Origin of the sequence: Paraburkholderia sp. J10-1 (genome assembly GCF_905220165.1) — a bacterium.
Lineage (GTDB): Bacteria > Pseudomonadota > Gammaproteobacteria > Burkholderiales > Burkholderiaceae > Paraburkholderia.
The window spans coordinates 17,056-32,770 of the sequence record NZ_CAJMYW010000034.1 but is presented as its reverse complement, the minus strand read 5'-3'; the positions used below and the strand labels follow the sequence as shown (position 1 = coordinate 32,770).

Below are 15,715 nucleotides of genomic sequence, written 5' to 3'. Positions count from 1 at the left end.
AGGCCTGCATAGCTACGGCAGTCTGTGAGGAAAACGAAAGAATATCTGCGGGTTTCTACCCACGCGTTTCGGCGAGCAATACTACTTAAATCCGGCTTCGTCGCGGACAAGAATGTCACCAGGGGTTTCGGTGCGTGACCGGCGTAAAGTTGGAGTGCCTGAAATGAGACGCGTCTACTTTCTGTTGCCCACCCCACAGCGTGCGCGCAGGATCGTCGGCGAACTGCTTATGCAGCGAATCGAGTGGCGGCATATGCATGTCATTGCCAACGAGAATGTGTCGATCGACGGCTTGCCGCAGGCATCGCTCGCGCAACGCAGCGATCTGCTTGTGTCGCTGGCGCGAGGCACGGCGGTAGGCTGCGCGACCGGATTGCTGGTGGCGCTGATTGCGTTCGTCGTGCCGCCCGAAGACCTCAGGATCGCCAGCGGCACCGTGGTGATCCTCGCGCTTTCAGGAACAGGATTCGGCGCGTGGGTGGCGGCGATGATCGGCGTCGACATGCCAAATTCGCGATTGAAGCGTTTCGAAGCGGGAATTCTCCGGGGTGAGCTTTTGATAATGATTGACGTTCCAAAAGAGCGTGTGGCGGAGATCGAGCACGTGATCACACTTCAGAACGCGCAGGCACACGTGGAGGAAGGCGACCCAGGCATGCCCGCGATCCCGTGACGCGCGCAGACCGAAAGTCAAGAAGGGAGAGCGTAGGGCGCGGCGACCTGCGAATGCTCGCGCCGTACGTAGCAGAGGGCGACCGGCCGACTGAACTGGTCCGCAGTCGGCCGGCTCGCTATTCAAACGCCTCGGGTTGCCGCCAAGGGCGCGGTGCAGGGCGATCAACTGGCCGCGAGCAGCTGCTTGTAGCGCGCCAGCACGCGCGGAACATAAAGCCTTGTTTCCGGCAGCGAGGGCACGCGATAGCCGGCGCGAATCACGGCGTTCTCTCCAGCGTTGTAAGCGGCCAGCGTGAGTTCTACGTCGTCCTTGAACAAGTCGAGGAGAAAGCGCAGATACCGCGCGCCGGCCAGCACGTTGTCGCGCGGATTGAACATGTCGCCTTCCGAGAAACGCTTCGCGGTTTCCGGCATCAACTGCATCAATCCCAGTGCGCCTTTATCCGATACCGCCTTCGGGTTATATCCCGACTCGACGTCGATTACCGCGCGAAGCAATTCGGGTTTCACGCGAAACGAGCGACTCGCTTCGTCGATGACGTCCGCGTACAAAGGGAAGTCGGCGCTGCCGGTTGACTTGCGGGACCGGCGCCTCGCGCCGGGTTCCCCTGGCGGCTCGCCAGCAACGATTACCTTCAATCCAGGCTTGCCCGGCACGTTCGTGAGAACGATCGCCCCATTGCCGTCTACCGTGCCGAATATCTGGGCATATGCAGATTTCGGCAACACCGCGCCGAGCATCGCGAAGGCGAGAATGATTGCGTTTCGCACGCTGGGTGAAGGGTGGCGATCCATCGTTGTTTTCTCCTGCACCTGAATTGTGGTAGCAGAAAAAACCGATCGACAATGGGGCACCTCCCTACACTTCGCATCGTGATTTGGCCGCCGCAAAGCACATTGCAGAAACTTAACATTCGAAACAAATGGTAAGAGACGGTAATTGGCCGATACAAATCTATTGCGATGCAGGGCGCCTGTTTTCTTCTCATGCGGCGCAACTGTGACGGGTTAATTTGCACCCGGCGGCAACAATGAACGGATTTCCCGTTATCCCTGGCCTATCCCTTGCGATGGCCAATCCTCTGCGGAATGCAAAAGGGTTCGAATTTGAAACATTTTTGATGCCCGCCGCGCTCCCGAAATTTGCGGAAATGTGGAGACGCGCGCCGGTGCTTGTTCACCGGGAAGTGGCGTGAACCTTGCAAATGGCACGCGCGTGTAGGGTGCGTGGAAAACGGGCGTAAAGCAGATACTTAGGAATTCGAATGTAAGTGATGAAAGCTTAACGGAAGGTTTCGGAATAGTCAAATCGTTAAGCCGTTCATGACGACTGAGGGCGTTGGAACCGGGAGACAAGACGTGAATACCAAATGTCGCGTTGTAATCGCAGAGGACCACGATCTGCTGAGAAATGGCCTACGTTCGATGCTGTGCGCGCAAGGCGACTACGACGTCGTCGGCGAAGCGAGGGACGGCAAGGAAGCCTGCCAGCAGGCCATGACGCTCGCCCCTCATCTGATCCTGATGGATCTGTCGATGCGGGGGATGAATGGCATCGACGCCAGCGCAACGATCAAACGGCGATCGCCGGACGTGCGCATCATTGCGCTCACCGTGCATCAGAACGAGGAGTACGTGCGCGAGGCGCTGCGTGCGGGCGTGGACGGCTACGTGCTCAAGGACGTGTCGTTCGACGAACTGCTGGTCGCAATGCGCTCGGTCATGCAGGGAAAGAAACATCTGAGCGCAGACGTGTACGGGTACATGGTGGACTCATTCGTGAGCGGCGGCCGCGAAGCGCCCGCGCCCAAGCATGCGTGGGACGTGCTGACGGCACGCGAACGCAGCGTGCTGAAGCTGATCGCGGAAGGGCGCACCAACCGGCAGGTCGGACAGTATCTGAACCTGAGTCCCAAGACGATCGAGAAGTATCGCGCAAGCATGATGCACAAGCTTCACATCGCCAACCTGACCGAACTGGTTCTCGTGGCGATGAGCATGGGCCTGCTGACGTCGCTTGCGGCCAAGTGCGCTGAGCCGAATGTGGACGACGAGCACTTGCCGGAGCGCTCCGAGCCGGCGGCGGGTTCGGGACCTGGGGGCGAGCTGCCCGAATACCGGCTAGGCGAAACGGGAACCTGAACGCGGCGCAGACCGCGCTAGCGCATCCAGGTTGCACTAACGCGCGTACCTGTCGCCGCGGAAGACTCGATCGAGAACGCGCCGCCGTGCATTTCGACACGGTGCTGCATGCCGATCAGGCCCAATCCTGTCGTGTAGGCGTCTTCTGTGGCGAACGGATGATTCTCATAGCCAATGCCGTCGTCCTGAATCGTCAATAGCCAGCCTCTCGTGTCGCCGCGCAGGCTAAGCGAGATTTGCGTAGCCGCGGCATGCTTGACGGCGTTGTTCAACGCCTCCTGAGCGACTCGGAACATGTCCGCTTTCAGGTGCTCGGGCACGTCCTTGTCCGCAACGTCGCAGTCGAACGAGACCGACAACGCCGCCGTGCCGTGTTCGATGCGCCGGCACAGCGAACTCAATGCCGCGGGCAACCCCAGCTTGTCCAGCATGAGCGGCCTGAGCTCACCGCATATTTGCCGCACGTCGCCGATCGTTTCGCGGATCCGGAACACGGTCGAATCCAGCAGGTTCACCGCGTCGTCGATCTGCCCGCGGCGTATGCGCATCAGCGTGTCTTCCGTCATCAGCTTGATGAGCGTTAATGCCTGGCCGAGTCCGTCGTGCAACTCCGCGGCAAGACGCTGGCGTTCCTTCTGCTGGCCCATCATCAGATACGTCTGGCACAACCGCTCGCTTGCATCGAACACGTCGGCCGGATCGGCGGACCGGGTTTCGAAGGTCAGCGGCTCTTCGAATAGCGTCAGCAAGACGGTCGATCCAGGGTGTCTTGTGGGCAACAGTTGCTGATGCAGCGCGAGCCGCGTTGGATGGCCTGTGCGGCTGCTGAGGACTGCACTGAACGAATGGAACTCGCGAGCCGCGCTCGCGGAGAGTTCGTCTGCCAGTTCGTCGTGAAAATCGTCGGGTGCGAGGTCGGCGAGGCCCTTGCCGGCAAGCTCGGCGCTCGAATAGCCGAGCAGTGCGGCGGCACTGCGGTTTGCCGACACGAAGGTCCCATCGGGCGTGAGAATCGCGAGCGCCGCTCCACGCGCGTCGGTGACGACGCCCGCGTCGGGTTGTCTGGAACACGCGGTACTGCGGAGCTTGCGCATCGCTTCGATCAGGTCGAGCAATCTTACCTGCGGTCCCCCTGGCTGGCTTTCATCCATTGGAGCTCCCCGATGCGTCGGTGTCGGTATAAGCAATTAGTAAGATTATCCGGATTGTAGGCCGTGATCGATTCAAGCCGCAACGGGGAAATTGTGGGGTCGTAGTGTGGGAGCACTCCCACTGATCAGTGCGGGTTTTCCATCAAGCGGACATACCCCACCGCCATTTGGGGGCCCTCATCCAATGACGCTCTTGGGCAAATTCATGACACTGGATTTGCGAGGGAGTGAGCGCGCCGCGGCCCGCGCGTCGCGAAAAGCAACCCTTCTCCTCATTTCTGGAGACCGGTATGAACAGGACTGCAAAATTAAGGGTAGGCGCATTGGTGCTGACGGGCATGGCGCTCGCGGCAACGGCGGCGTGGTGCGCACCTGACGGGGACGCCGAAGCCGGTGCCGATCCGCACATGCATCATCACATGATGGCGGGCATGACGACCCGCACGACAGCGCAGTACACGCTGCCCTCAGTCGATCTCGTGCGCGACGACGGCAAGACTGTTTCGCTGATCGACGAGTTGAATGACGGCAGGCCCGTGATCCTGACGTTCATCTACACCACCTGCACGACGATCTGCCCGATGATCAGCCAGACGCTCGAAACACTGCAAGGCGATCTGGGCAGCGACCGGGACAAGGTCCACATCGTGTCGATCTCGATCGATCCCGAAGAGGACACGCCTGCACGGCTCAAGGCTTACGCGGCGAGGTTCGAAGCGGGCCCCGAGTGGCAGCACTACACGGGCACGGTCGAGGCGAGCATTGCGGCGCAGCGCGCGTTCAACGTCTATCGCGGCGACAAGATGAACCATACGCCGGTTGCATTCCTGCGCGCCGCGCCCGGCAAGCCCTGGCTGCGCATCGACGGCTTTGCCACGCCGTCGGAACTGCTCGCCGCGTATCACGACATGGTCGCTTCGAACTAGGCGCGCAGCGTCCAGCAAGGAGCAACGAAATTGGAAAAAAGACATCGCGTGCTGATTGCCGAGGACCAGCATTTGCTGCGCACCGGCCTTTGCCGCATGGTTTCCGAACTGGACGACTACTGCATCGTCGGCGAGGCGAGCGGCGGGATCGAAGCCCATCGCCTCGCCAGAGAGACGCTGCCCGATCTGATCCTGATGGATCTGACGATGCCCGGCGGCAGCGGCTTCGAGGCGATCGTCGCGATCAAGCGCGAGTGCCCGTGCATCCGGATCATCGTCCTTACCGTTCATTGGAGTGAAGACCATGTGCGCGAGGCGTTTGCCGCGGGAGCCGACGGCTACGTGGTCAAGGACGCGTCGTTCGACCAGCTGGTCCGGGAAATGCGCGTCGTGATGCAGGGCAGGCGCACAGCCGGCGTCAACTGGGTTAGCGGCGGCACGCACGGGTCGCAAGAGGACATCGCCCACCATGCGCAGCTCTGGAACGCATTGACTGGCCGCGAACGCACTGTGCTGCGGCTCGTGGTCGAAGGGCGCACGAACCGGCAGGTTGGCGAGTGCCTGAGCCTGAGTCCCAAGACCATAGAAAAGCATCGCGCGAACCTGATGCGCAAGCTCGGCATCAGGAACCTGAACGGCCTCGTGCGCCTCGCGATCGACATGGGCGTGCTGACGCTGCCCGATGACGAGCATGTGTGAAATCCCTCCAGACAGGGACGGTGCAACTGGAGGGTCTTTACCCATGTCTTTGGACGGCACTCCCTACTTCTTGGCTGTATCGACCTGAACAAAAATGCATTCAACGGCTTCAGCGACGCTGAAGCGGTGAGTCGATACAGGGGAGGGGTGCCGTGTCCAGCGAATCGACCTCTATCCAATGCGGCATGCGTCAGGCCGAAACCGGTGCGCCACGGCGTAGCGCAAGTCTTGCGGCGCACGCAAGCGCGCGTGCGAGCCGCGGCTTCACGCTGCTGGAACTGCTCGTCGTGATGGTCATCATCGGCTTGCTGGCCGGTCTCGTCGCCCCCCGATACTTCGAACAGGTCGGCAAGTCGAACGTCAAGATCGCGCGCGCACAAATCGTGTCGCTCGGTCAGGCGCTCGATCAATACCGGCTGGACGTCGGCGTCTATCCAACGACCGAAGAGGGCCTCGACGCGCTGGTGGTCAAGCCGCAGAACGCAACCCGCTGGAGCGGCCCCTATTTGCAGAAGGCCGTGCCGGTGGATCCGTGGGACCGCCCGTATCAGTATCGTTCGCCGGGTGACCACGGCGACTACGACCTGTTTTCGCTGGGCAAGAACGGACGCGGCGACGGTACGGGAGAGAACGTCACGATCTCGTCGTGGTAGCGATGCGCGGCGGGGCCGCTGCGCCGGTAACGGATGGTCTGCAAGGAGAGTCGACGTGAAGTACGTGCTGCGTGTCTTCGATACGAATGGCTCAGTGCAGACGCTTCGCATCGACAGCGACTCGTCGACGGCAGCCACGGCGCTTGCGCGTTCTCGCGGCCTGCGCGTCGTGTCGGTTCGCGCCGATGGCGTCCGGCGGCGCAGTCGTGCGAACCGGCTCGGGATACCCGGCGCCCGCTTCAACGTCGAACTCTTTGCGCGCGAACTCGCCGCGCTGCTCGACGCGGGCGTGGGCGTCGTCGATGCCTTGCGCACGCTTGGCGGCAATGAACGCCGGGAGGCGTCGGCGCAGGTGTATCGCGACCTCTTGCGCCGGCTGGAGGAGGGGCAATCGCTCTCCGCTGCGCTCGAGCACGCCAGTCATGTCTTCCCGCTCGTTCTGGTCGCATGCGTGAAGGCGAGCGAGCAGACCGGCGGTCTCGCCGACAGCCTCACACGTTTTTCGCGCAACAGTGCGACACTCCACGAACTGCGCTCACGCGTGGTATCGGCGGCGATCTATCCGACGGTCCTGCTGTTCGTCGGCGCGGCTGTCGTGCTGTTCCTGCTCGGTTTCGTGGTGCCGCGCTTCGCGAGCCTGCTCGAACACAGCGGACGCGAGTTGCCGCTGCTGTCGCGCATGCTGATGGCCTGGGGCGGCATGGTGCATGCGCACGGGGCCGGGCTGAGCGTCGGCCTCGCCGTGCTGGTCGTGGCAACAGGCTTCGCCTTGCGCCGCCCGTTCGTGCGCAACTGGATCGCCGACCGGATGCTGGCGCTGCCGGGTATCGGGCAACACTTTCGTGTCTTTCGCCAGTCGCAGTTCTATCGCACGACCGCCATGCTCGTCGACGGCGGCATTCCCGCGGTGAAGGCTTTCGACCTTGCACAAGGTCTGGTCGGACGCGCGGACCAGGCCGCACTCGCCGGCGCACTGCAGCGGGTGCGCAACGGCGCGAAGGTCTCGGACGCGTTTCAGGAGGCCGGGCTCGCGAACGCGATCGCGTACCGCCTGCTGACGGTTGCGGAGAAGACGGGGGGTCTCGGCCCCGTGCTCGACCGCATTGCGGCGTTCCAGGAAGCGCAGGTGTCGCGCACGATCGATCTGATTTCGCGACTGATCGAGCCGGCGATGATGATCTTCATTGGCGTGGTGATCGGCGGCATTGTCGTGCTGATGTACATGCCGATCTTCGAGATCGCGTCGAGTATTCAGTAGATAGTCAGCAGTACGTATTGGGGAAGCGCGTGGATACCGTCATCGCCCTGCAGGAAGGCCCCCAGGCTGAAGCGCGCGCCGATCTGCGCGACGCGCTGAGAGCGCTCGGCGAGCGGCATGGTTCCGGAATTCGCGCGCTCGAGGAGCTGATGGCCCAGACCTCGCTCAGCGCAGATGAGCTGCGTGTGCAACTGGCGGCGCAATTCCGCATGAAGTCGATCAGTATGCGCGAATTGAATCAGCTCGAACCGGATTTCGAAGTCGTTTCGTTCGTCGACGCGACAACCCGCCTCTGCATCTGCTTCCACGATCCAGACGATAGCGATAGCCGCGGGCTGCTGTTCGCGATTGCCGATCCGCTCGATGCCCGCACGCGCGGCTGGATCGAGCACCGCATGCGCTCGCAACCGGGCGTCCCGTATCGCTGGGCGCTCGCAAGCGCAGGGGACATCAATGCCTGGCTGACCGTGCGCGAAAAGGATGTTCGCGCATTGGACTCCCTTGCGTTCGACGATCCGATCCAGAACGCGGTCGATCCCGCTTCGCTCGCGTTGACGCTGCAGGGCATCAGCAGCGACGACAGTCCGGTCGTCAGGCTGCTCAATTCGACAATCTACGACGCGCTCAAGATGATGGCGAGCGACATTCACCTCGAATGCCGCGCGAACGGGCTGATGGTCAAGTGCCGGGTGGATGGCGTGCTCACCGTGGTGGGCCGCGCCGAGGGCCGCGATGTTGCGGACCAGGTGCTCTCGCGCGTGAAAGTGATCTCCGAGCTCGATATCGCGGAGCGGCGCGTGCCTCAGGACGGGCGCTTCAAGGCGCAGTACGCGGGGCGTGAAATCGACTTTCGCGTGTCGATCATGCCGAACCAGTTTGGCGAGGATGCGGTGTTGCGCATTCTCGACCGCTATCAGCTTTCGCAATCCACAGGTGGCCTGACGCTCGAGGCACTCGGTTTTCAGGAGGGCGACACGCGCTTCATGCGTACGATCGCCTCGATGCCGTACGGCATGTTGCTCGTCACGGGGCCGACCGGCAGCGGCAAGACCACGACGCTCTACGCGATTCTCACGGAAATCAACAACGGCCTCGAGAAGATCGTGACGATCGAAGATCCGGTCGAATACCAGCTCGGCGAGATCCTGCAGATTCCGGTCAACGAGGCCAAGGGACTGACGTTCGCACGCGGGCTGCGCTCGATTCTGCGGCACGACCCGGACAAGATCATGGTCGGCGAAATCCGCGACCCGGAAACGGCGCAGATCGCCGTGCAGGCCGCACTGACCGGGCACCAGGTGTTCACGACCGTTCACGCGAACAACGTGTTCGACGTGATCGGCCGCTTCACCAATATGGAGGTCGATCCGTACTCCTTCGTTTCCGCGCTGAATGGCGTGATTGCGCAGCGCCTGCTGCGCCAATGCTGTCCGGATTGCATGACCGAAGACACGATTGACAAGGAGACGCTGATCCGCTCGGGAATCGACCCGGACGCAGCGGGAAACTACCTGTTTCGCCGCGGCACAGGCTGCGCCGCATGCCGCGGCAGCGGGTATCGCGGGCGGCGTGCGATTGCCGAGGCGCTGCGCATGAACGACGAACTCCGGCAACTGCTATCGGAGCGCGCGCCACTCGGGCACATCAAGGCCGCGGCAATGCGCTATGGCATGCAGACGCTGCGCGTCGCCGCAATCGAGCTCGTGAAACGCGGCGAAACGACACTCGAGGAGATCAACCGTGTCACGATGGTTGAATAGTCCGGTTGCAATCGGCATCGGCACACGCGAGATCGTCGTCGGGACCCGCGCGCCCGGACGGTGGCACCCGCGCAAACACCTGCCGTCGGCTGAGCCGCTCAGCTTCGCGATTCCCGACGACCTGTACGGCACCGAAGCGGGCCTGCTCGCTGCGCTGCGTGCGGCGCTCGTCGCCACACCCGGCGCCGATGCAGCGGAGGCAGCGGAAACCGTCGAGAGCGCGCCGCGCGAGGCGAAATCGCCGACACGCAACGCACACGTGGTGCTGGACGACTTCTGGGGCAACCACGCGATATTGCGCGGCGACTTTCGCACGCTGCGCGCGCGCGAACTCGAAGAGATCGCGCTGGCCCATTTCACCGACACCTATGGCATCGACGGCGAATCGCTGCTGGTGCGCTTTTGCGTACAGCAGGGCGGCCGCGCATTGTTTGCGAGCGCGATGTCGCGCGCGCTGCATGACGGCATGCATGAAGTGGGCATTGCTGGAAATGTGCGGATTTCCCGCTTGAAACTGGGCCTGCCGGAAATGCTCAATTGCGCCGACATCGTGGCGGGCGGCGATGCGCTGCTGATCTTCGTGGCCGAGGAGTTGATGCAGGCCGTGATGGTCGAGCAGCGCGGCTGGGCCGCCTATGACGCGCAGCGCCTCTTTCCCGGCGACGCGGGCAACGCGCCGAGGCTTGCCGAACTGGCCGAGCAGCTGTTCGAGCGCTCGGCGACGCGAGCGGGCTTCAAACGGGAAGACTGCACGATCTATTTGTTCGGGTACGACACCGACCCCGCGCCGTTCGAAGCGCGTTTTGCGGCTGCGATCCGGCCGACGCAACCGGCGCCGGACAGTTCGCCCGCGCGTCGGCTGATGGAGCACGCGCAATGATCCAGATCCTCGACATCGACTTCGCCAGGCGGCGCGCGCGCATCGGGACGAGCGGCCGGATCTTGCTGGGTGTCGCCGCCGTGCTGCTGCTCGCGTGTGCAGTGCGCCTCTGGCATGCCTACGCCGAGAACGATCGCGTGCAGACCGATCTCGACGTCGTCCGGCATCGGACGTTCGCGCAACAGCACGCGGTGAAACCGCCGCTGACACTGGCCGCGAAGCTCGCGGAAAAGCAGAGCCTGTCGATACTGCGCGAGCTGACCGTGCCATGGCAGGACCTCTTTTCAATCGTGGAAGACTATCCGGAGCACGATGTCGCGCTGATCGGCATCGACCAGAACCCGGCGCAGAGCCAGATTCGCATTACGGCGGAAGCGAAGAATTTCGACGCGATGATCGCGTACCTGAAGTATCTGCAGACGAGCGTGCTGTTGCGCGAAGCCGTGCTCAACGATCATCTGGTCGAGACCAATGTGCCGGGCAAACCGGTTCGCTTCCAGATCACCGCCGTCTGGAGGAAATCATGAACGCGGAGCAACTGCGGGACAGGCTGCTGACACTGCGGTTCGAGTTGCGGCGCTCGTACGGCCTGCCTGGACTCGCGGGTGTGCTGATGTTCGGTGCGGCGGCACTCATGTGCGTTGAAATCGCCAATGTGGATGCCGATACGAAAGCCATGCAGGATTCGGGCCGGCTCACACGGACAGCCGCGGCGCACCCGCCTGGCGGCGCGCATAGCGCGGCGGCGGATGCGGTTGCGCTCGACGCGTTGCCGGAACTGTTCCCGCATTTTTCGCAAAGCGCGGACGATATCGCGGCGATATTCGAGCAGGCGCGTGGCAGCAATCTGACGCTCGGCTCGGCCGAATACCAGGTGAGCACGGATGCCGGTGCGCGCTTCACGCGCTATCAGGTGATGTTGCCCGTCAAGGATCAGTACAGTGCGATCCGGCATTTTCTGGCGTTGGTGCTCAACAAGGTGCCGAATGCCGCGCTACGGGAAATCCATGTCGAGCGTCCCGCGGTGGACGGCAACATTCTCGACGCGCGGGTGCGCTTCGAACTGATTTACAGGAGCGTCCAGCCATGAAACCCGCTCTGCCCATGCGTGTGCTGCTGGTGTTTTGCGCAATCGCGGCTGCCGGGGCAGGGTATCGCGTGCTGGTCGCGGCGCGCCAGATGCCGGCGCAAGTCGCCGTGCTCGACACTCAGCATCGCAATGACAGCCACCTGCGACCCGACGCCAGGCATCGCAAGCACCCGTCCGCAGCAGCCGACAAGGCCGCGGCGCCGGCGTCGGGTGCGCAGGGCGCGGACGTCGGTACGGCGGTGGAGAGCGCCCATGCGAAGCTTCTTTCTTTGCGCGCGCCGCTTTCGCTCGAGTCGAACCACGATCCATTCACGGTCTCTTCGTGGCTTCCGCCGCCACCGCCAGTCGAAGTGCCTGTCGTGCCGGTGCAGCCCGCTGCGCCCACCGCGCCCCCCGTGCCGTTCACGTACGTGGGCCAAATCGATGCAAAGGCAGCCAGACCGCAAGTGTTTCTCAGCAACGGGGATCAGTTGTTGATCGTGTCGCCAGGCGACGTGATCGACAACCAGTACCGTATCGAGTCGGTGTCGGAGTCGGACGTCGTGCTGACCTATTTGCCGCTGCACGAAAGGCAGGTGGTAGCCATTCCACGCGAGGACAAATAAATGAATGCCTCATGCACACGGGGTGCGAGCCGCGATGGGGACAGCGGCCCGTCAACACGCCTCTCGAAGGTCGCTCGGTTTCCTGTTCCGTTGCCAGGCGCGATGCAGATCGCGAGAGGGCGCGTGCTTGCGCTTGCCGTTGCCGTGTCCGCGCTCGCCTTCGGCGGCTGCATGCACGTACCGAACATTCATGACGATCCCACCGACGCCCAGGCGAAAGTCGACTATCTGAACCAGCGCAACGCCCAGGTCAAGACGCTGCTCGACCAGGCCGATCAATTCCGCAAGAGCTACCAGTTCGACGACGCGATCCGTAACCTCTTCCAGGCATACGCCATCGATCCGACCAATGAGCGCATCCGCAAGATCGGCCTGCAGATCGATCAGGACCGCAAAGATCTGGCCATTCTTCAGGAAGCCGAACGGATGATGAAGCGAGGCGCCTATTCGCAGGCCGCTGAACGGGTGCACCGCGTGCTGGTAGAGAACCCGACCAATACCCTCGCGCAGCAGATGCAGACGGAGCTCAACGCGAAGCTGAGCCAGCAACGTGCGGAGCGCGACGACAAGCTGGCGGCGTCGTCGATCATGCAGAAGCCGGTGACGCTGCAGTTTCGCGAAGCGAACGTGCGCATGGTATTCGAAGCCTTGTCGCGCACCACGGGGTTGAACGTCATCTTCGATCGCGACGTACGCTCCGATCTGAAGACGACGATCTTCGTGACGAACGCTTCGGTGCAGGACACGGTCGACATGATCCTGATGCAGAATCAGCTCGACAAGAAGCAGCTCAACGCCAATACGCTTTTCATTTATCCCGCCACGCCCGCCAAGCAGCTCGAGTATCAGGAGCTCAAGGTGCGCACGTTCCAGTTGTCGAACGTCGAGGCCAAGCAGATCCAGCAGTTGCTCAAGAGCATTCTGAAGATCAAGGAGGTCGTGATCGACGAAAAGGCCAATACCGTGACGGTTCGCGGCACGCCCGACACGATCAAGGTTGCCGAGGAGATGGTCGCCGCCCAGGATCTGCCGGACCCCGAGGTGATGATGGAAGTCGAGGTGCTGGAAGTGTCACACGAGCGACTGACCGATCTTGGCATCGACTGGCCGAACTCGTTCACGATGTCGACGCCGAGCACCGCGACGACATGGGGCATTCTGCATCATCTGACGATCAATGAACTGAACGTGAGCAGCCTTTCGGCCACGGCGAACTTCAAGCTCACCGACACCGACGCGGATCTGCTTGCGAGCCCGCGCATCAGGACGCGCAACAACGAGAAAGCGCGCATCATGATTGGCGACAAGGTGCCGGTGATCTCGAGTTCGAGCACGCCTAGCACGAGCGGCCCCTCTTATACGCAGATGATTCAGTACCTCGATGTCGGCATCAAGCTCGAAGTGCAGCCACGGGTCTATCGCGACGGCGACGTCGGCATCCAGCTCAATCTCGAAGTCAGCAACATCACGAACACGATCTCGAGCAGCAATTCCAATGGCCTGAATTCGCTCGCTTATCAGATCGGCACACGCAGCGCGTCGACGAGCCTGCGCCTGCGCGACGGCGAAACCCAGATTCTCGGCGGCCTCATCTCCGATGAAGACCGCAGAAGTGCCAACAAGGTGCCCGGTCTTGGGCAGTTGCCGGTACTGGGGAGGCTGTTCTCCAACCACAACGGCGACCACGTCAAGACCGAGATCGTGTTGCAGATCACCCCGCACATCGTCCGGCCGATGGTTGCCCCCGACGCGGACACGCAGGAATTGTGGTCGGGCACCGATGTCAATGTGCATGCCGATCAGCTTCGGCTGGATCCCGTCGTGGCGAGCGCGGCCACGTCCGTGGCGCCGGCGGCGAAGCCGATGCCTGGCATGGTCGGCGGCGGCACGGTGGGGGGCGCGTCTTCGCGAAGCGGCGCCGAAGCGTATCCCGCGCTGCCGTCGCCTTCGAACGGCGCGTTCGGACAAATGGCGCCCGCGCCGCGCACGACGCCGCCGCCCGAACCGTACGGTGGACGCTTCTCGCGAAACCCTGCGCAGCAAACGGCTCCAGCGGGGCAGTACGGGCAGTCTGGGCAGAGCGCTGCGCCGGCCCCGGCCGCGCCTGCGGCTGCGGACCAGGCGGGCGGCGAAGCGGAGTCCGCCGCGGCACCGCCGCCCGCGCCGCAGCCACCGCCACCGCCGGCAGCGGCCCCAACGCCGCCGCCGATGCTGCAAATGCCGCCGGGCACCATGCCGAGCGATAACCCCCTGCGCCCGGTCGAGGGCGGGTACTGAACCGTGGCTACCGGAACGTGCGCGATGCGCTTGCGCGGCTCACGCCAGTTCGATCAGCGCGGATTCACGCTGATCGAACTGGTGATCACGCTCGCGCTCGTGGGCATTCTCGCGCTCGCGATCCTGCCGTTTTCGGAACTGATCGCACAGCGTCAGAAGGAGGAGCAACTGAGCGACGCGTTGCGCGAGATCCGTACCGCGCTCGACGCCTACAAGGAAGCAAGCGATACCGGCCTCATCGACAAGGACGCCGAAGCGTCCGGCTATCCGCCTACGCTGACCGTGCTCGTGACCGGCGTGAAGAACGCACGCGATCCGAAAGGCGGCCTGCTGATGTTCCTGCGTCACGTGCCGCGCGATCCCTTCTTTACCGGCGACCCGGACACGCTTGCCGAAGAAACGTGGAGGGTGCGCGCCTATGGAGAGCCGCCGGATCAGGCCGCGGGCGGCGACACCGGCGCGATGAGCGAACAGGCCGGCAAGGATGTGTTCGACGTGTCGTCGAAATCCGATCGCGTCGGCATTAACGGCATTCCGTACAAACAATGGTGACGGCGCATCATGAAACCCGCTCGCAGGCACACGATCCGCGGCTTCACGCTGATCGAACTCGTTGTCGTGATGGCCATCATCGGCCTGCTGCTGACGATAGCGGTGCCGCGCTATATGCACAGCATCGAAGTCGGCAAGGAGCAGGTCCGGCGCCAGAACGTCGCGGTAATGCGCAATGCGATCGACCAGTACTACGGGGACAACGGCCAGTACCCCGAGACGCTCGACGAACTGGTGGCCAAGCATTACCTGCGCGCCGTCCCCGTCGATCCGGTCAACGGCGATGACAAATGGGCTGTGATCGCTTCGCCCGATGAAACCAAGCCAGGCGTCTACGACGTCGCGCCGGCCAGCAGTGCGCAGGGGACGCCGCCGCACGCGCAAGGAGACGCGAAATGAGCAGCGCGGGCCGCACGCCGCGCGCCAGGCGGCGCTTGAAGCCCCGTACGGCGCGCGAGCGCGGGCTCGTGCTGCTGGCGCTTTTGATCGCGCTGATGCTGATGTCGATCGCATTGGCGGGCGCGCTCGACGTGTGGTCGCTGCAACGCCGCCGCGAGCAGGAAAAGCAACTGCTGTTCGCCGGCAACCAGTACCGGTTGGCGATTCTGCGCTACTACCGCGTGGGCCGGGCTTACCCCGCGACGGTCGATGAACTGCTCGACGACACGCGCTTTCCCAAGCCTTTTCATCATCTGCGTTTTGCCTATCCCGATCCGCTCACCGGCAAGAACGACTGGGTGCCGATGCTGCAGGGCGATCGCTTCTACGGTGTCTTCAGCCGGTCGGCGGAAGCCACGCTCAAACGCACGGGATTTCCCCGGCAATACGAGGATTTCGAGGGCGCGGAAACTTACGACGGCTGGAAGTTCCTTTTTCTTGCCCCGGGCTTGCGAACCACGCAAAGCAACCCCGGAGGCCTGACCGCGCCCGGGAAATCCACCAGTTTTCCTGCGCTGTCCGGCTTCGATGGCGGCTTCCTGCCGGGGCAGCGGATGCCCGGGTCGCGCTGACGCGTAACGGGCGGCAGATCGCGCGCCCGGGATTGCC

General features: G+C 63.2%; 17 protein-coding genes. 15 read left to right on the top strand and 2 right to left on the bottom strand.

Annotated features, from left to right (window positions below; all coding sequences use genetic code 11):
- The first annotated feature begins 163 nt into the window (after nucleotides 1–163).
- A complete protein-coding gene (locus U5A65_RS40010; RefSeq protein WP_321949614.1) occupies nucleotides 164–673 on the top strand; it encodes a DUF1269 domain-containing protein in 510 nt (169 codons plus the stop codon).
- Nucleotides 674–837: 164 nt separating this feature from the next.
- Here U5A65_RS40010 and U5A65_RS40005 read toward each other — a convergent pair whose 3' ends face one another.
- Entirely contained in the window at nucleotides 838–1,470 is a 633-nt protein-coding gene (locus U5A65_RS40005; protein ID WP_415766491.1) for a lytic transglycosylase domain-containing protein, read from the bottom strand.
- Between the two features lie 564 nt (nucleotides 1,471–2,034).
- Here U5A65_RS40005 and U5A65_RS40000 point away from each other — a divergent pair.
- Nucleotides 2,035–2,817: a response regulator transcription factor gene (locus U5A65_RS40000; protein WP_321917699.1), complete on the top strand. Its 783-nt coding sequence runs from the start codon at nucleotides 2,035–2,037 to the stop codon at nucleotides 2,815–2,817.
- 17 nt (nucleotides 2,818–2,834) lie between these two features.
- On the opposite strand, the gene U5A65_RS39995 is transcribed toward U5A65_RS40000, so the two are convergent.
- Nucleotides 2,835–3,968 carry an ATP-binding protein gene (locus U5A65_RS39995; protein ID WP_321940279.1) on the bottom strand — a complete coding sequence of 378 codons (1,134 nt, stop codon included), beginning with the start codon at nucleotides 3,966–3,968 and terminating at the stop codon, nucleotides 2,835–2,837.
- Nucleotides 3,969–4,258: 290 nt separating this feature from the next.
- Here U5A65_RS39995 and U5A65_RS39990 point away from each other — a divergent pair, with 290 nt between their 5' ends.
- The 13 genes from U5A65_RS39990 (at nucleotide 4,259) to U5A65_RS39930 (ending at nucleotide 15,678) form a co-directional block, all read left to right on the top strand.
- Nucleotides 4,259–4,894, top strand: coding sequence for an SCO family protein (locus U5A65_RS39990; protein ID WP_415766484.1), 636 nt, complete (start codon nucleotides 4,259–4,261; stop codon nucleotides 4,892–4,894).
- 48 nt (nucleotides 4,895–4,942) lie between these two features.
- The gene (locus U5A65_RS39985; RefSeq protein ID WP_321940280.1) at nucleotides 4,943–5,593 is read left to right on the top strand and encodes a response regulator transcription factor; all 651 of its coding nucleotides are present in this window, start codon (nucleotides 4,943–4,945) and stop codon (nucleotides 5,591–5,593) included.
- 185 nt (nucleotides 5,594–5,778) lie between these two features.
- On the top strand, nucleotides 5,779–6,246 hold the full coding sequence (gene gspG, locus U5A65_RS39980) for a type II secretion system major pseudopilin GspG (RefSeq protein WP_415766489.1): 468 nt from the start codon (nucleotides 5,779–5,781) through the stop codon (nucleotides 6,244–6,246).
- A gap of 55 nt (nucleotides 6,247–6,301) precedes the next feature.
- The gene (locus U5A65_RS39975; RefSeq protein WP_321949609.1) at nucleotides 6,302–7,504 is read left to right on the top strand and encodes a type II secretion system F family protein; all 1,203 of its coding nucleotides are present in this window, start codon (nucleotides 6,302–6,304) and stop codon (nucleotides 7,502–7,504) included.
- Nucleotides 7,505–7,653: 149 nt separating this feature from the next.
- Nucleotides 7,654–9,264, top strand: coding sequence for a GspE/PulE family protein (locus U5A65_RS39970; RefSeq protein ID WP_415766487.1), 1,611 nt, complete (start codon nucleotides 7,654–7,656; stop codon nucleotides 9,262–9,264).
- Nucleotides 9,245–10,144: a hypothetical protein gene (locus U5A65_RS39965; protein ID WP_321949607.1), complete on the top strand. Its 900-nt coding sequence runs from the start codon at nucleotides 9,245–9,247 to the stop codon at nucleotides 10,142–10,144. Before U5A65_RS39970 ends, U5A65_RS39965 begins: the two co-directional genes overlap by 20 nt.
- Nucleotides 10,141–10,671 (top strand): hypothetical protein, encoded by a 531-nt coding sequence (locus tag U5A65_RS39960; protein WP_321949606.1) that lies wholly within the window; start codon nucleotides 10,141–10,143, stop codon nucleotides 10,669–10,671. The genes U5A65_RS39965 and U5A65_RS39960 overlap by 4 nt, the downstream gene beginning before the upstream one ends.
- A complete protein-coding gene (locus tag U5A65_RS39955) occupies nucleotides 10,668–11,234 on the top strand; it encodes a hypothetical protein (RefSeq protein ID WP_321949605.1) in 567 nt (188 codons plus the stop codon). Before U5A65_RS39960 ends, U5A65_RS39955 begins: the two co-directional genes overlap by 4 nt.
- Complete coding sequence (locus tag U5A65_RS39950) at nucleotides 11,231–11,839, top strand: hypothetical protein (RefSeq protein ID WP_321917712.1); 609 nt, start codon at nucleotides 11,231–11,233, stop codon at nucleotides 11,837–11,839. Before U5A65_RS39955 ends, U5A65_RS39950 begins: the two co-directional genes overlap by 4 nt.
- Nucleotides 11,840–14,116: a type IV pilus secretin PilQ gene (locus tag U5A65_RS39945; RefSeq protein WP_321917714.1), complete on the top strand. Its 2,277-nt coding sequence runs from the start codon at nucleotides 11,840–11,842 to the stop codon at nucleotides 14,114–14,116.
- Nucleotides 14,117–14,140: 24 nt separating this feature from the next.
- Entirely contained in the window at nucleotides 14,141–14,668 is a 528-nt protein-coding gene (locus tag U5A65_RS39940; RefSeq protein WP_321949612.1) for a type II secretion system protein, read from the top strand.
- 9 nt (nucleotides 14,669–14,677) lie between these two features.
- Nucleotides 14,678–15,067, top strand: a complete 390-nt coding sequence (locus U5A65_RS39935) for a type II secretion system protein (RefSeq protein WP_321917716.1) — start codon at nucleotides 14,678–14,680, stop codon at nucleotides 15,065–15,067.
- Nucleotides 15,064–15,678, top strand: a complete 615-nt coding sequence (locus tag U5A65_RS39930) for a type II secretion system protein (protein ID WP_321917717.1) — start codon at nucleotides 15,064–15,066, stop codon at nucleotides 15,676–15,678. The genes U5A65_RS39935 and U5A65_RS39930 overlap by 4 nt, the downstream gene beginning before the upstream one ends.
- Nucleotides 15,679–15,715 lie beyond the last annotated feature (37 nt).

Excerpts from the sequence above, each read along its gene's own strand:
- U5A65_RS39995 (WP_321940279.1), bottom strand. The coding sequence starts at position 3,968 with ATGGATGAAAGCCAGCCAGGGGGACCGCAGGTAAGATTGCTCGACCTG.
- U5A65_RS40005 (WP_415766491.1), bottom strand. The coding sequence starts at position 1,470 with ATGGATCGCCACCCTTCACCCAGCGTGCGAAACGCAATCATTCTCGCC.
- U5A65_RS39930 (WP_321917717.1), top strand. The coding sequence starts at position 15,064 with ATGAGCAGCGCGGGCCGCACGCCGCGCGCCAGGCGGCGCTTGAAGCCC.
- U5A65_RS39955 (WP_321949605.1), top strand. The coding sequence starts at position 10,668 with ATGAACGCGGAGCAACTGCGGGACAGGCTGCTGACACTGCGGTTCGAG.
- U5A65_RS39935 (WP_321917716.1), top strand. The coding sequence starts at position 14,678 with ATGAAACCCGCTCGCAGGCACACGATCCGCGGCTTCACGCTGATCGAA.
- U5A65_RS39940 (WP_321949612.1), top strand. The coding sequence starts at position 14,141 with ATGCGCTTGCGCGGCTCACGCCAGTTCGATCAGCGCGGATTCACGCTG.
- U5A65_RS39960 (WP_321949606.1), top strand. The coding sequence starts at position 10,141 with ATGATCCAGATCCTCGACATCGACTTCGCCAGGCGGCGCGCGCGCATC.
- gspG (WP_415766489.1), top strand. The coding sequence starts at position 5,779 with ATGCGTCAGGCCGAAACCGGTGCGCCACGGCGTAGCGCAAGTCTTGCG.
- U5A65_RS40010 (WP_321949614.1), top strand. The coding sequence starts at position 164 with ATGAGACGCGTCTACTTTCTGTTGCCCACCCCACAGCGTGCGCGCAGG.
- U5A65_RS39970 (WP_415766487.1), top strand. The coding sequence starts at position 7,654 with ATGGCCCAGACCTCGCTCAGCGCAGATGAGCTGCGTGTGCAACTGGCG.
- U5A65_RS39945 (WP_321917714.1), top strand. The coding sequence starts at position 11,840 with ATGAATGCCTCATGCACACGGGGTGCGAGCCGCGATGGGGACAGCGGC.
- U5A65_RS39990 (WP_415766484.1), top strand. The coding sequence starts at position 4,259 with ATGAACAGGACTGCAAAATTAAGGGTAGGCGCATTGGTGCTGACGGGC.
- U5A65_RS39950 (WP_321917712.1), top strand. The coding sequence starts at position 11,231 with ATGAAACCCGCTCTGCCCATGCGTGTGCTGCTGGTGTTTTGCGCAATC.